This is a genomic window from Pseudomonas fluorescens (assembly GCF_001623525.1).
GTDB classification, from domain to species: Bacteria; Pseudomonadota; Gammaproteobacteria; order Pseudomonadales; family Pseudomonadaceae; genus Aquipseudomonas; species Aquipseudomonas fluorescens_Q.
In genome coordinates, this window is the sequence record NZ_CP015225.1 from 3,063,182 (window position 1) to 3,078,102 (window position 14,921).

General features: G+C 59.8%; 13 protein-coding genes. All 13 read right to left on the minus strand.

Annotated elements, in window-relative coordinates; all coding sequences use genetic code 11:
• Nucleotides 1–167 precede the first annotated feature (167 nt).
• From pseI to rfbF, 13 genes are read right to left on the minus strand one after another with little or no spacing between them, the layout of a single operon-like run.
• On the minus strand, nucleotides 168–1,220 hold the full coding sequence (gene pseI, locus TK06_RS13115; RefSeq protein ID WP_063322414.1) for a pseudaminic acid synthase: 1,053 nt from the start codon (nucleotides 1,218–1,220) through the stop codon (nucleotides 168–170).
• The gene (gene pseG / locus TK06_RS13120; protein WP_063322415.1) at nucleotides 1,213–2,718 is read right to left on the minus strand and encodes a UDP-2,4-diacetamido-2,4,6-trideoxy-beta-L-altropyranose hydrolase; all 1,506 of its coding nucleotides are present in this window, start codon (nucleotides 2,716–2,718) and stop codon (nucleotides 1,213–1,215) included. Before pseG ends, pseI begins: the two co-directional genes overlap by 8 nt.
• The gene (gene pseF, locus TK06_RS13125; protein ID WP_063322416.1) at nucleotides 2,715–3,416 is read right to left on the minus strand and encodes a pseudaminic acid cytidylyltransferase; all 702 of its coding nucleotides are present in this window, start codon (nucleotides 3,414–3,416) and stop codon (nucleotides 2,715–2,717) included. The genes pseG and pseF overlap by 4 nt, the downstream gene beginning before the upstream one ends.
• 2 nt (nucleotides 3,417–3,418) lie before the next feature.
• Complete coding sequence (pseC, locus tag TK06_RS13130) at nucleotides 3,419–4,579, minus strand: UDP-4-amino-4,6-dideoxy-N-acetyl-beta-L-altrosamine transaminase (RefSeq protein WP_063322417.1); 1,161 nt, start codon at nucleotides 4,577–4,579, stop codon at nucleotides 3,419–3,421.
• A complete protein-coding gene (pseB, locus tag TK06_RS13135; protein ID WP_063322418.1) occupies nucleotides 4,576–5,577 on the minus strand; it encodes a UDP-N-acetylglucosamine 4,6-dehydratase (inverting) in 1,002 nt (333 codons plus the stop codon). Before pseB ends, pseC begins: the two co-directional genes overlap by 4 nt.
• A 25-nt stretch (nucleotides 5,578–5,602) precedes the next feature.
• The gene (locus TK06_RS13140; RefSeq protein ID WP_063322419.1) at nucleotides 5,603–8,536 is read right to left on the minus strand and encodes a TIGR00180 family glycosyltransferase; all 2,934 of its coding nucleotides are present in this window, start codon (nucleotides 8,534–8,536) and stop codon (nucleotides 5,603–5,605) included.
• A gap of 51 nt (nucleotides 8,537–8,587) precedes the next feature.
• Nucleotides 8,588–9,325 carry a cephalosporin hydroxylase family protein gene (locus TK06_RS13145; RefSeq protein ID WP_063322420.1) on the minus strand — a complete coding sequence of 246 codons (738 nt, stop codon included), beginning with the start codon at nucleotides 9,323–9,325 and terminating at the stop codon, nucleotides 8,588–8,590.
• Between the two features lie 15 nt (nucleotides 9,326–9,340).
• Nucleotides 9,341–10,411: a class I SAM-dependent methyltransferase gene (locus tag TK06_RS13150; RefSeq protein WP_063322421.1), complete on the minus strand. Its 1,071-nt coding sequence runs from the start codon at nucleotides 10,409–10,411 to the stop codon at nucleotides 9,341–9,343.
• The gene (locus tag TK06_RS13155; protein WP_063322422.1) at nucleotides 10,401–11,258 is read right to left on the minus strand and encodes an NAD-dependent epimerase/dehydratase family protein; all 858 of its coding nucleotides are present in this window, start codon (nucleotides 11,256–11,258) and stop codon (nucleotides 10,401–10,403) included. The genes TK06_RS13150 and TK06_RS13155 overlap by 11 nt, the downstream gene beginning before the upstream one ends.
• The gene (locus TK06_RS13160; RefSeq protein WP_063322423.1) at nucleotides 11,255–12,481 is read right to left on the minus strand and encodes a class I SAM-dependent methyltransferase; all 1,227 of its coding nucleotides are present in this window, start codon (nucleotides 12,479–12,481) and stop codon (nucleotides 11,255–11,257) included. Before TK06_RS13160 ends, TK06_RS13155 begins: the two co-directional genes overlap by 4 nt.
• Nucleotides 12,478–13,038 carry a dTDP-4-dehydrorhamnose 3,5-epimerase family protein gene (locus TK06_RS13165; protein ID WP_063322424.1) on the minus strand — a complete coding sequence of 187 codons (561 nt, stop codon included), beginning with the start codon at nucleotides 13,036–13,038 and terminating at the stop codon, nucleotides 12,478–12,480. Before TK06_RS13165 ends, TK06_RS13160 begins: the two co-directional genes overlap by 4 nt.
• Nucleotides 13,035–14,117: a CDP-glucose 4,6-dehydratase gene (gene rfbG, locus TK06_RS13170; protein ID WP_063322425.1), complete on the minus strand. Its 1,083-nt coding sequence runs from the start codon at nucleotides 14,115–14,117 to the stop codon at nucleotides 13,035–13,037. Before rfbG ends, TK06_RS13165 begins: the two co-directional genes overlap by 4 nt.
• Entirely contained in the window at nucleotides 14,099–14,872 is a 774-nt protein-coding gene (gene rfbF / locus TK06_RS13175; RefSeq protein WP_063322426.1) for a glucose-1-phosphate cytidylyltransferase, read from the minus strand. Before rfbF ends, rfbG begins: the two co-directional genes overlap by 19 nt.
• Between the last annotated feature and the right edge of the window lie 49 nt (nucleotides 14,873–14,921).

Sequence of the window (14,921 nt, forward strand, 5' to 3'; positions counted from 1 at the left end):
ACCGCTCGCAAGGAATCGAGGGGCGCCGACAAGCGGGAAGTGTAAAGGGCTATCACTGGTCCTGATAAGGGCCAGGCGCCATCTTCCCGGTCAATACAATACAGTGAAGATGCGCGTTATGACTCGCAGGTCACGCCAATTTTCCGAATAAGGCCTTTTTGAAAGGGCTATTCAACCAGCGACCAGGCCAATGGAGTGCCACGTTTGATGGCTTGACGAGCACAACGGCCCATCAGGGAGTCGGCGTACTTGGGAGGCAGTCCGAGACCTGGGCGAATAGCCCGGACGTTCTGTGCTGTAAACGCGTCGCCAGGGCTCATGTCTTGCGTCACGTACAGAGAACGCCGATAGACCAGCGACTTGCGCTCAGCCTCGGTCACGCCATAGTGCACCTGCCCCATGGCTTGCCAGGCACGCTCGGTTTCGATCACCAGCGCCGCCAGCTCCGCAGGCTCAAGGGAGAAACTGGCGTCCACCCCACCCGCCGCGCGGTCGAGAGTGAAGTGTTTCTCGACCACGGTTGCCCCTAACGCCACAGCGGCGACAGACACGCCAACCCCCATGGAGTGGTCCGACAACCCCACCTCACAGCCGAATAATTCCCGCAGATGAGGGATAGTGCGCACATTGCTGTTGGCCGGGGTGGCCGGATAGGTACTGGTGCACTTGAGCAATACCAGATCCTTGCAACCGGCCTCCCGGGCCGCCCGTACAGTTTCGTCGAGTTCAGCAACGCTCGCCATGCCGGTGGAAATAATCAACGGCTTGCCGGTGGCGGCCACTCGCCGGATCAGCGGTAGATCGGTGTTTTCGAAACTGGCGATCTTGTAGGCCGGCACGTCGAGGGCTTCAAGAAAATCCACGGCCGTCTCGTCAAACGGCGTCGAGAACGCCAACATGCCCAGCGCCTTGGCACGGGCGAAAATCGGAGCGTGCCATTCCCACGGTGTGTGGGCCTTTTCATACAGCTCATAAAGCGACGTTCCGGCCCACAGGCTGTTGGGATCCTTGATGAAAAATTCACCCTCATTCAGATCCAGCGTCATGGTCTCGGCGGTGTAGGTCTGCAATTTCAAAGCGTGCGCACCGGCCTTGGCCGCAGCCTCGACGATTTCCAGCGCCACCTCCAGGGACTGGTTATGGTTGCCACTCATTTCGGCAATGATGAAAGGCGGTGCCTCAGCCCCAATGACACAGTGGCCGATCTTGAAACTAGCCATGGAGGTGATCCTTCAAGATGCGCGTAAACACGCAAGTGTTTTGAGTAAAGCCAGCCTGGCTAAACAGACTCAGGGAGGCTCGATTGGCGGGCAATATCTGAGCGCTGAGGCTTCGTAATTGAGGCCAGTGGGCAACGGCAAACGCTTCGCCGCAGGCCAGCAATGCCCTTCCCCAACCAAGCCCGATGCGGCCTTCGAACAGATAAATGGATACGAGCGCGTCACTGCCTTGCAGGTCATAGCGCAATACGCCTACCGGTCCATCAGCCGCTTCGCCGACCAGTAGCAGGCGTTGCCCGTTGACCAAGCTGGCTTGCAGCCATTGGCAATGACTGCTCCAGTCAATGCATGATGTATCCATCGATACGCGGCGTACAGCCTCGGCGTTACGACCTTCGAAAATCAATTGGGCATCGGCCTGTTTAGCTGGGCGAACCCTCAATAATGCACCGGCCAGCGTGGCAGCGACCCGCTGAACACCCAAGCCATCGACCAACCGCCGGGAATGCTCAGCCAAGCTTTTGCGCAAGCCTTGATTGCCTGCCACGAAGCCGATGGCCTGGCGCAACTGTCCGACCGTGACATTCTCTCGAGGGCCTAGATAAACGTGGGCTCCAAACGTCGCCATCGCCTCACTATTGGCGTGCTGATTATTCGACACCGCGATGCAGATCGTGGGCAAGCCCAGGGCAGCGCGCTCCCAACTGGTACCGCCACCAGCCCCAATGAACAAATCAGCTTCGATCATGAGTTGATGGAAATGGCCGACAAAGCTGTGCAAGCGCCAGTGGGGTCGACTCGCAGCCATTACCTGCATCCGAGCCCAGGCCGGGTTGTCCGCACCGGCGACAAAATCGACTTCAAGCGCCGGGAAATCCGCCAACGCCAACATGGCATGGTGGGTTTGCATCGCCGCATCAAACCCGCCAAAGTTAACCAGCACTCGCTGGGCCCTGGGCTTGATGTCAATCGCCTCACAGCGAAACTCATCGCGCAACAGGGCGTAACGCGGTCCGAGCAGCGTTCGGCAAGACTTGGGCAACAAACCCGTGTAGGCGGCCCGGGTACCAGACACGTTTTGGTTGAGCAGCAGATCGACGCTGTAGGTACGGGTCGCCAGATCATCCACTGCCATGATTCTTGGGGCAAAGCACCGGGCAGCCGTCTGCCAGTGATGGTCCAGGCCATAATGATCGACGATGACCCAATCGAAACCAGGCTGGTCGCTCGATACCTGTTGCAACGCCGCGATATCCGCCTGCCAGGGCAGCAAGGATTCAATGGCCTGCTGCGGATCCTCCCCAGGATAGAAATCCGGTAAGGCGAACGTCTCGAAGCCCTCCGCCGCCAACGCGTGTAAGCGATGTCCTGGCAATTGGCGGCAGGCAAACGTGACATGCGCGCCGTGCCCACGCAACACGCGAGCCAGGGTCAGGCAGCGGGCGATGTGTCCGCTGCCAATGGTTGGCGAAGCGTCAGCGCGGATCAAAACCCTCATTCCAGCTCCCCACCTGCCTTCAATGCGGCGTAGAGGTATTCGGCTCGCTTCCAATCCTCTGGTGTGTCGATGTCCTGTACCAGATGACGAGGCAGGACCACCGGCAAGCTCTTGGGCGAAAACAACACGTCACCGCGCAACCAGGCCTCCCGGCGCCCCCAGTAGAACTGGCCCGCGTCCTGGAACGCTTCGGGCAAGTCCTGGGAGCGAGTGTCGCGAAACTGAGGATAGAGCGGCGTCAGCGCGCCCTGCTCATCCAGCGTCAAGGCACGTTGTACGGGAAAGCCGAAACCCGTCACCGAAAGTGCGTACGATTTGTCAGGATGCGTACGCAGCGCTTCATACCCCTGGCGCAGAAACCGCCCCTGCAACAGCGGCGCGGTGGCATAGATACAACAGGCGAAATCGAACGAGCGCTCGTGCAGTTCAGTCAATGCGTGGGCAATCACGGCTGCCGTCCCGGTGAAATCATCAGCCAGCGACGCCGGCCGCATGAACGGAACTTGAGCACCATGAGCCTGCGCCATATCGGCGATTTCTTCGTCGTCTGTACTGACCACTACCTCATCGAACAGCCGAGAGGTCAACGCGGTTTCAATCGACCGGACAATCATTGGCACGCCATCGAACAGCTTCAGGTTTTTGCGTGGAATCCGTTTGCTACCGCCACGGGCAGGGATGATCGCGACTGAGCTCACCGTCACTCCTCAAGCATTTCGCGCAGTTGCTCGACCACATAGTCCTGCTGTTCATCACTGAGGGTAGGAAACATGGGCAAGCTGATGGCCTCGGCGTAATAACGCTCGGCCTGGGGGAAATCGCCTGCGGCAAACCCAAGGTCGCGGTAATACGGCTGCAAATGAACCGGGATGTAATGAAGGTTCACGCCAATCCCGGCTGCACGCAAGCCCTCGAACACCTGACGATGACCAAGCGTGATGCTATCGAGTTGCAAGCGCACCACATACAAATGCCAGGCCGACTCGGCTTCAGGTTGCAAGCCGGGCAAAACGAGCGGCAAACCTGCCAGCAGATGATTGTAGCGCGCCACCCGTTCGCGACGCCGAGCGATGAAGTCATCCAGTTTATTCAGTTGCGAAAGTCCCAACGCAGCCTGCAGATCGGTCATGCGGTAATTGAAACCCAGCTCGACTTGTTGGTAGTACCAGGGGCCGTGACTGGGTTCGGTCATCTGCTGCGCGTCGCGAGTCATCCCATGGCTGCGCAGACGTTGCAGCCGCTGCGCGAGTTCCGGGCGATTGGTCAGGACCATGCCGCCTTCACCGCTGGTGATGATCTTCACCGGATGAAAACTGAACACGGTCATGGCCGCAAACTCGCCACACCCCACCGGGCGACCAGCATAAGACGCCCCGACTGCGTGGGATGCATCCTCAATCACCGTGAAGCCATATCGCTCGGACAACTGGGCGATATGGCGCATGTCACAGCTTTGCCCCGAAAACGCCACCGCCACCAACACCTTGGGCAGCGTTCCGTCACGCTCGGCCTCTTCAAGCTTGGCGGCCAGCGCACAAGCGTCAAGATTCCAGGTCAGCGGATCAATGTCGACAAAATCCACCAGCGCACCGCAATACCGACCGCAGTTGGCCGAGGCCAGGAACGTATTGGGGGTGGTCCATAGACGATCCCCAGACCCCAACCCCGCTGCCAGACAGGCGATGTGCAGTGCGGCCGTCGCGTTGCACACCGCCACGGCGTAAGCGGCCTGACAACGATTGGCCATGGCCTCTTCGAAATGCTCTAGGGTCGGCCCCTGGGTCAGCCAGTCGGACTGCAATACGGCCACCACCGCATCAATGTCAGCCTGATCGAGGCTCTGCCGACCGTAGGGGATCATGCCGATAACCGCGCGTGCAGGTCAGCGATCTGCTCCACCGACAAAAAGTGCGGGTTGGTGTCAGAACGATATTCGAAGTCTTCTGCCACGGGCTTGCCTCGCTCACCCAGGTTGTCGACACCAAAATCCACATCCACACTGGTAAAGCGAATGGACGGCTGGATGGTGTAGTGATCGGCAAACTCGATGGTCATGCGTGCATCGTCCAGCGGCACCATCAGTTCGTGGAGTTTTTCACCAGGGCGAATCCCGACGTTTTTGTGGGGCAGATGCCCAGCCATGCCCGACGCCAGATCGACGATGCGAATCGACGGAATCTTTGGCACGAAGACTTCCCCACCGTGCATGCGGGCAAAGCTGTCGAGCACAAATTGCACGCCGTGATCGAGGGTAATCCAAAAACGGGTCATGCGTTCATCGGTAATCGGCAACTGCGTCGCACCGTCCGCAATCAGTTTGCTGAAGAACGGCACCACTGACCCCCGCGAGCCGGCGACATTGCCGTAGCGCACCACGGCGAACCGGGTCTGCTGTTCACCCGCAATATTGTTCGCCGCCACGAACAGTTTGTCCGACAGCAACTTGGTCGCGCCGTACAGATTGATGGGGCTGGCCGCTTTGTCGGTGGACAGCGCAACGACTTTTTTTACGCCGTTATCGATGGCCGCTGCGATGATATTTTCCGCGCCATTGACGTTGGTGCGAATGCATTCGGTGGGATTGTATTCCGCGGCCGGCACCTGTTTGAGGGCCGCGGCATGCACCACATAATCAATGCCACGCATGGCCTGGCGCAAACGATCGGCATCGCGCACGTCCCCCAGGAAATAGCGCATGCATGGCGCATTGAAGGTTTGTTGCATCTCGTACTGCTTGAGTTCATCGCGGGAAAACACCACCACGCGCTTGGGCTGGTATTGCTCCAGCAACCGGCGGATGAAATTGCGCCCGAACGAACCGGTACCGCCTGAGATGAAAATCGATTTGCCGTTGAACATACCTGATTCCTTTTGCCTGGAGGGCTTATGCGAGCAACCGCGACCAGTCGACAGCCGTGGCGGTGCCCAGCGCAAAACCGGTGCCGGTCAAGGCCAGGTTCGGGTTGCGGGCGGCGTCATGCTCGAAGCGCGCCTGCCACTTCTCGTGCAAGGCGTCGGCCGCCTCCGGCGCATCGGGGAACGTACCGGCGTGCAGCATCTGGGCCTGGGGTGTCCAGACCGTGAGATAACCCGCGTCGGCGGTTTTCAGGCACAAGTCGACGTCGGCAAAGGCCTCGGCGAAATGATCTTCGTCCAGGCCGCCTACGGCTTCGAACAAGTCTTTACGGATCATCAGGCAAGCGCCCGACACCGCCGAGTAGTTCTGCTCCACTTGATGGCCGTTGAGGTAGCCCTTGGCGTCCTTGCGTTCGCCAACGAACACCGAGGCCACCCTGCCATCGGGCTTCAGTACCAGCCCAGCCTGGGTAGTGACACCACGGTTATCCATTTGCTTACTGCCGACAATCCCCACCTCGGGCCGTTGGGCCTGATTGAGCAGGCTGTCGAGCCAGTTGGCATTGATCACCTGCGCTTCGGCCGACAACAGCACCAGATACTCGCCCTTGGCCTGCGCGCTCGCCCAGTTGTACAGGGCCGACGCACTGAGGCGCCGGTCGCTGCGCAGAATGCGGATCCGCTCGCCCTTGCCTTCCAGACTATCGAGCCACTGAGCCAGTTCCTCGGATTGGCTGTGGTTATCGGCGACCAGTATTTCATGCCGATGGTAGCGGGTGCGTTGCAGCACGCTGACCAGCGCCCGCTGTACCTGCTCGAAATTGTCTCGACTCTCGAGAATGATCGACGCCAGTGGCCGCTCGGCATGCTGGTAATCGATCTGGTAAGTCAGCGGTAACGCCGAGGTGACCTGGGCGCGATAGCCGCGGGCGGCCAGGTGGCGCGTCAGGACCTGACGCTCTTGGGGCTTTTCCTCTTCCGCCGGGGCGTTGCAGATCAGCAACGGCTCGGCCAGGTGTGCCAGGCCGGCCAGCCCTGCGTCTTCAATCAGGCGCAACAGCAGATCCTGCTCCAGGGCCTGGGTGTATTCGGGCGTGAATCCGCGAGCCTGGGCCAGCACTTCGCGATTAATCAGCCAATGTCGCGCCATCAACGACGGCACCGATTGCAGCAGATCGAGGTTGACGCCCGGGCGGAACACATCGGTGAGGCTGCCATCAGCCTTGCGCTGGATTTCATCCATGGCCACGGCGCGCACGCCTTCGGCACCGATCAGCTCGAGACTGGCGCGCAGCAGGCCGCTGGTGGTGAACTGGTCACCGGCCTCGGCAAGCACCATCCAGTCAGCAGTCGATTGCCCGATGATCTGATTGACGCGCTCAACATAATTGGAGGTGCTGACTTTGACGAAGTGCACCGTATCACGCACGGTGGTGGTCGCCGGCAGGTCGCCGGTGGTGAACACTACTACGTTGAAGGCTTTGCTATGGCCGTTGACCAAGCTATCGAAGGTGGCCTGCAGCTTGAACATGTCAGCGTCCAGGTCCAGCAGCAGAATGCCAAAGCGCGGTCCGCCCTGATGCTCGGACAGATGAGCAGCGATGGAAGCGAGCTGTTGTGCGTCCGGGTTGCGCGCTTCAAGCCAGCTCAATAGACGACCAGAGTGCATGTTTTCCAGCAACCGGCGATCCTGCTGCCCCGGTACCGAGTCCAACCGCTCGGCCCAGGCCTGCAACTTCATCGCTTCATCAGGTTCTTCACTGGTTTTCAACGATTCGGCCAAGCGTTTGACCACGGTACGGTTGAACGCATAGAGACCTTGGGCTTCCCACAAACGGCTGCGCAAGGTGCGCTCGTTATCGTTGGGTTGCACGCGCATCAGTTCATGTTGGCGCAGCAGAATGCCTTCCAACTGCTGAAGCTGCAGACGACCGGCTGGCATGGCATGCAACAGGAATTCAAACTCTGTCAAGAGATCGAATACCCGCTGGTTGTAAAAAGGCATCTCGACAAATTGTTGCGGGCCAAACGAACGGACAGGCTCGCCAGCCGCCTCCAACCAGGCGGAACGAATGATCTGAGTGCCTTTGAGTGAGCGTCCCTGCAGCAGGCAGTCAGCCATGGCCGCGAAGCTGTCCAGGGCAATCTGCTTGATCCGCCCCGGCGCCTGCTCGCGCAGCGGTGTCGGAAGCGACGCCAGGAACTCGGCGAAGTGCTCTCGCTCAGCGACGCTTTTTGCATCTTTGTAGCTCAGCACCGTCAACACGTTGGTGTTGTGCTCTGAACCGCCGTAGTTGAGTTCGCGGACGGCGAACGGAATCGGCAGGATCCGCGCCTTGGCGCAAGCCAACAGGTAAAAGGTATGGCCAATTTCCTGCCACTCGAAACTGGTCCCTGGCGGCAGCATGCCGTACCACTGTTGCAGCAGGTCAGTGCGGGTCACGGCGTAGAACGGCGGCAGGAACTGATCCATGAAACGGATCACACGGTCCTCGGCCAGTTCGCTGTCGTAGTCCTCATGTACCTTGCGGTCACGGCGGAAGTAGCAGACTTCCGTGGCGCAGGACAAATACATGATGCCGTAGCCGTGGCAAAGGCCGTAGTCGGGATTGGCTTCGAGAAACTCCACCGACTCGGTCAAGGCATCGTGCAGCAGGAAATCGTCATCAGCGGCGAACACCATGTAAGGCGTCCTGACCTCGTTGACGCCATAGGTCAGTTTTTCCTGAAGCCCTTTGTAGGTGAACTGAGGCAAATGGCGATAATCAACCGACGGAAAATCACGAGCGATTTGCTCATCGCGCTCAACCGACGAATCAAGCACCAGCACCGAACAGGGGTAGCTGCTGTAGTAATGCAAGGTACGCCGCAGGAATGCGCTGCGGTTGTGGGAGATGACCACCACGGTGAACCGCTCGCTCAGCGGTGCCACGTTGTTTTGAAGCATATTTCGAACCTGCATATTTCCTAGTCCCCACAACCTGCCAGACGCCAATGACTTGAAACGGATGGATTAACGAACCCGACGCAGATAACCATCCGGTGCAACAGTGATCAGCAGCTTGTTCTGCAGTTGCTGGTCAATTTCAAAGCAGTCGTTTTCTTCAAGGTATTTCCACACAGCGGTTTTCGGGTTGTCACCCGGGCCCCATGGGCGATCCGGGAAAAAGTCAGCTGGCATGTCTTCCACCACCGTATCCATCACCACGCAATAGCTGCCCACCGAAACCAGCGGCGCATACAAACGCAGCTCTTCGAGCACATGATCATGGGTGTGGTTGGAATCGAGCACCAGGATGACTTTCTTGCCTTTGGCCGCTGCATGGACCTGCTCAGCGATGGCCGGATCGATGCTCGAACCCTCGATCATCGAGATGCGTTTGCTCATCGGGTGGCTCTCGATGGCTTCACGGTTATGAGGGCGGATATCCAGGTCGATGCCCAGCACTTCGCCATGGCCTTGCAGCTCCAGCAACGAGGCGTAATAAATGATCGAACCGCCGTGGGCGATGCCGCATTCGATGATCAGGTCAGGCTTGATCTGCCAGATCAATTCCTGCATCGCCATCATGTCCTGTGGCAACTGGATGATCGGCCGCCCCATCCAGGAAAAATGGTAGCTGTACTTATGGCGGGCCGATTCGTTGAAAAACTCCTTGGCCAAGCCGACCAGCTTCTGGTCTTGGCCTTGACCGGCGATTTCGGTCTGGCATTGGGCTTCGAAAGCTTTATGGATAGTGTTGTCGGTCATGTTCGAATCTCGCGGTTATTGGAACGAAGCGCTGTCAACGGCGTGGTAGACGTAGCGCCCACCGGTCATCCGCTTGATCTCTTCGAGGTAATTGGAATTCATTACAAATACGTGCGCCCCTTCAGGCAGAGCACCCATCGCCTCCTCGGGCGAGGAAACCCGTGCACCGCTCAACGGCAGATACCGCCCTTGCTTGGCCGGATTGATATCCACCACGCAGTCCACTGCAACACCGGCTCGTTGCAGGAATAGCGAGTAGATCACGCCTTTGGAGGAGGCCCCCCAGATCGCCGAGCCTTGTTGCGGTGCAGCCTGAACAATCTGTACGGCGCGACCGAGGCTGGCGGTGAATTCGTCGGGCAATTGCAGGGCGGGAACAGGCTGTTCCGGCTTCAGGCGCAATGTGGCCAGATCGGCAACGATGTACAGGTACTGGCCGCCGAACAGGTGTCCGGCTTCGTGTACCGTGCCGAACATCCGGCGCAGGTCATCGAGGCGGAAATAATTGACGTGCTCGTAGAACAGGTCGAACCAGGCACGATGCTCCAGGATCCAGTCCAGGCACGGCACTTCGATGTAAATCTGCCCGCCTCGGTTGGCCGCTGCAATTTCAGCAAGAAACGCCACCGGGTCCTGGATATGCTCCAGAACGTGACGCAGCACCACCGCATCGGCCGACAGGCCCAGATCGCGGGTGAACGGCGCCTTGATCACGTCGGCGTTGTCGCCCTCATAGGCCGGGTCGATACCCGTGATCGCGTAACCACGTTCCTTGAGCAGTTCCAGGAAATAGCCTTTGCCGCAACCGACCTCGATCAATTCCTGGCCGCTGAAATGCCGGGCGATGATGCCTTCCACGTCAGCGAGATGCTGCTGGAACTGACCGGAATGGGCCTGTTCATTCTGGTAGTCGCTGTCATAGCTGAGCTTATCGGCATCGAATGCCCGATTGAAAACCAACCCGCTCACTTCGTCCTGGACCAGGACCATGTCGGCACTCGCCGAGGCTCTGGCCGACTGCTCATCGGCGAAGGTACGGTTCTGCAGAACCGGAAGGCCGGTGGCCCGGTACAGCTCACGCATCATGTTCGGCTCCCAACAAGGTGTGCAAACGCTCGGCCACGCCCCAGAACGCCATGGGTTCGTGAGTCGGATAGGGGTAATGGCCCAGGTTCAGGCGAATGGCCGCGCCACGCTCGCGCAGCCGTGTTTCCACCAGCGAGCGAACCGACACTGGTACGCCACTTGAGCAATTGACGACACCATTGAACTCGCGCCGCAACAACAGCCCCGCCAGATAAGCAGTCGCTGTTTCGATTGCCAGGTAATCGCGCAACTGCTCGCCACCCGACATATCGAATACCGGTGCCCGGGCATCGATGGCCCGGTCCAGCGCCGCGAGCAGGCTGTTGGGGTTCTGACCGACACCGTGCAGGTAGAACAAGCGCGCCCACTGCAAGGTAAACGGGTGCTCGCGCTGCAGGTGTTCAAGAAACAGGCGCAAGGTATTTTTTGCCAAGCCGTACGGGTTGGCCGGTTGCGGCGCAATCTGCTCATCGAGCGGCCCGCTCTGCAGGCCATACTCGAAGCAGGTGCCCGTGACCAGCACCTGTCCTACCCCCGCCACGACGGCTTGTTTGATGAACTGATAATCGGCCAGCAAGTTATGTTCGAAATGAAACAATGCCTGGTAATTCGGCAGTCCCGGCCACGCCAGATGCGCCAAGGCATCGACGCCCTCGACCAAAGCAGCGACGTCCAGTTCTGCTGCGTGGACATCGGCCGCGACGAATTCAACTTGGTCGAACCAAGGCAATGCCCTGGCCGGCTCCAATCGGCGCGCGACGGCTCTAACCTGGCAACCGCGAGCGAGCAAGGCCGCAACCAGATGACGGCCGACAAAGCCGGTGGCGCCGGTCACTAAAACCTTCATAGCAGCGTCAACTCAGGCACCGCGATGACGAATTGCCCGCCCCATTGGCGAACCTCAGCCAACTGCTGGCTGACTTCGCTCAGCAAGTTCCAGGGAAGGACAAGAATGTAGTCGGGTTTCTCTATCGCAATACGCTCGGGCGACACAATAGGAATCCGACTGCCCGGCAAGTACTTGCCCTGCTTGTGCGGGTTGGCATCCGCCACCCAGGTCAGCAGGTCCGGCTTGACCCCGGCATAGTTGAGTAAGGTATTGCCCTTGGCTGCGGCGCCGTAACCGACCACACGCTTGCCATCGGCCTTGGCCTGTAACAGAAAGCGCAGCAACCCATGTTTGATGGCTTCGGCGGCCGGCGCCAGGGTGGCGTAGTACGCAGCGGTTTTCACGCCGGCATCCCGTTCGGCCTGCAATTGCTGTTGCACTGTCGCCAGCACTGGCCGGCGAATGCCGTCGGCCCGCTGGACGAACACCCGCAGCGAACCGCCATGAGTCGACAGTGGGCTGACGTCGAACACCTCCAGGCCGTTGCGCTCACACAAGGCCTGTACGGCAGTCAGCGACAGGTAGGAATAATGTTCGTGATACAGAGTGTCAAATTGCTGCCCGGCCATCAGCGTCAGCAGTTGCGGAAACTCGAACGTCGCCACCCCCGTCGGCTTCAGCAACGTGGCAAAACCTGCGAGGAAATCGTTGATGTCCGGTACATGAGCCAGCACGTTATTGGCCGCCATCAGATCGGCAGCCCAACCCTCACCCTTCAATTGCGCAGCCGTTTCGCGACCAAAGAACAGCTCACGAATCTCCAGGCCTTTCGCACGGGCAGCCTCGGCGGTGCTGTGGGTCGGCTCGACGCCCAGGCATGTGATGCCGCGCCTGGCGACGTACTGCAACAGGTACCCATCATTGGCGGCAATTTCCACCACACGACTATCGGCGTCCAGCCCAAAGCGCTCGACCATCTCGGCCACGTAGCGCTCGGCATGGGCCAACCAAGTGCTGGAGAACGAACTGAAATAGGCATACTCGGCGTCGAACAGGCTGTCGGCGCGAGTGTAGTCTTCGGTTTGCACCAGCCAGCACTGCTGGCACACAGCGACCTTGAGGGGTAGCCATTGTTCGGCCTGTTCCAGTTGGTCGGCCCGCACGTAGGCGTTGGACGGCGGTGACGTACCGAGGTCAATCAGTGGCAACGCCAGGGCTGTCCCGCAACCGCGGCAATTCATAGACACACTCCAGCGAAACGCTCATCGAGCAAGGGATGACTGCTGTCCCGGGTCGACAGATTATTGACAGGCAGCGGCCAGGCAATCGCCAGCCGCGGATCACTCACCGACAGGCCGCCCTCGTGCTCCGGGGCGTAGTCGGCGCTATGCAAGTAAAGCAGCTCGGCATCGTCGGTCAGGGTCTGGAACCCATGGGCAAACCCGGCCGGGATCAACAGGCTGCGGCCATCACCCGCCTTCAACTGCTCGGCATGCCAATGCAGGAACGTTTCGGAATTGGGTCGTAGATCCACGGCCACGTCCCAGACTTCACCCCGCAGGCAGGTGATCAGCTTGGCTTCCGGTTGTGCTGCATTCTGATAATGGAGGCCACGCACGCTGCCCCGCTCACGGGTGCAGGAATGGTTGATCTGGCGGATATGAAACGGCTGGCCGAACGCGCTCAGGCTGCCTTCGCAGAACAGCCGGGCGAAATGCCCGCGCTGGTCTTCGAAGCGCTTGTGCTGGACGCTGAACAAGCCGGCCAGCGGCAATGCCTTCAATGCGAACTCGCTCACAACGTGCCTCGGTACAGGTTCAACTGACCCAGCGTGACTTGGCGCATGTCATCGCCGTTCTGCCACGCCAGATGCCAATCAAGGGTTTGGGCAAGACACTGCTGCAACGACCAGCGCGGCTGCCAACCCAGCGATTGCCGGGCGCGGCTGCTGTCCAGACGCAGCAGGCCAGCCTCATGTAAGTCGCTCGGCTCGATGCGCAGGCCGGGCGCTTGCGGCCAGCGCTCGGCCAATAACTGGACGACTTCGCCAACGCTGCACATGTCCGCTTCGCCAGGGCCGAAGTTCCAGGCACCGGCAAATTCCGGCCCCTGCTCATAGAGGCCAGCGGCCAACTGTAGATAACCGGCCAACGGCTCCAAGGCGTGTTGCCACGGGCGCACGGCTTGTGGATAACGTAGCGTCACCGGCTCGTCCGCCGACCAGGCCTTGAGCACGTCCGGAATCAGCCGTTCAGGGGCAAAATCACCGCCGCCCAATACGTTGCCAGCCCGCGCCGTGGCCAAGGCCAGGCCGTGCTCAGCGAATCGCTCGGCCGAAAAGAACGACGCGGCATAAGACTGCGCCAGCAATTCGCAGCAGGCCTTGCTGCTGCTGTAGGGGTCGTGACCACCCAAAGGTTCATTTTCGCGATAGGGCCACAGCCATTCCTGATTGGCGTAGACCTTGTCGGTAGTGACCAGGACACAGGCGCGCACGCCGCCAATCTGACGGATCGCTTCGAGCAGGTTAAGGGTGCCCATGACATTGCTGGAATAGGTACCCAACGGATCGCGATACCCCTCACGCACCAACGGCTGGGCCGCCAGGTGCAGGACAATCTGCGGCTGCACGTCGGCAAGCACTTCCAGCAAGGCACCAAGGTCACGCAGGTCAGCACGCCGATCGTCGATGCCCTCGCCCACCCGGGCCAACTCGAACAGGCTCGGCTTGGTGGCCGGGTCCAGGGAAAAGCCGCAGACCTGGGCACCCAGGCTTTGCAGCCACAACGTCAGCCAACTGCCCTTGAAACCGGTATGACCGGTCACCAGCACCCGCTTACCGCGCCAGAACTCCGGGTTCAGTCCCATTGCTTCCATGGAGCCTCCCCGCTTTGCCACAGGGCTTCGAGGTGGTTTTTATCCCGCAGGGTGTCCATGGGATGCCAGAAACCGTCGTGCTGAAACGCCTGGAGCTGCTGCTCGGTCGCCAACTCCGCCAGCGGCTCGGCTTCCCAGGAAGTCTGGTCGTCAGCGATATAAGGCAGGACCTTCGGCGAGAGTACAAAGAAACCACCGTTGATCCAGCCACCGTCACCCCGGGGTTTTTCAGTAAAGCCCAGGACCGTATCGCCATCGCGTTCAAGCGCGCCGTAGCGTCCGGGAGGCTGGACTGCAGTCACCGTGGCGAGCTTGCCGTGTGACAAATGAAAATCCACCAGCGCGCCGATATTGAGGTCCGAAACACCATCGCCATAGGTGAAGCAGAACGCCTCTTCATTTTCCAGGTAACGGGCCGCACGACGCAGCCGTCCGCCGGTCATGGTGTCTTCGCCAGTGTCGATCAGTGTCACGCGCCACGGCTCGCTGTAGTTCTGGTGAACGTCCATGCGGTTGTTGCACATATCGAACGTGACATCGGAGGTGTGCAGGAAATAGTTGGCGAAGAAATCCTTGATGGCATAGCCCTTGTAGCCCAGGCAGATCACGAAGTCATGGATTCCATGGGCGGAATACTGCTTCATGATGTGCCAAAGAATTGGCTTGCCGCCGATTTCGATCATCGGCTTGGGCTTGAGGTGCGACTCCTCGCTGATCCGCGTACCGAGACCACCTGCCAAGATAACTGCCTTCATCGTCTCCCCTCTTGTTCATCACCGGGCTCGGCCAAGCGTTGTTTCGCTT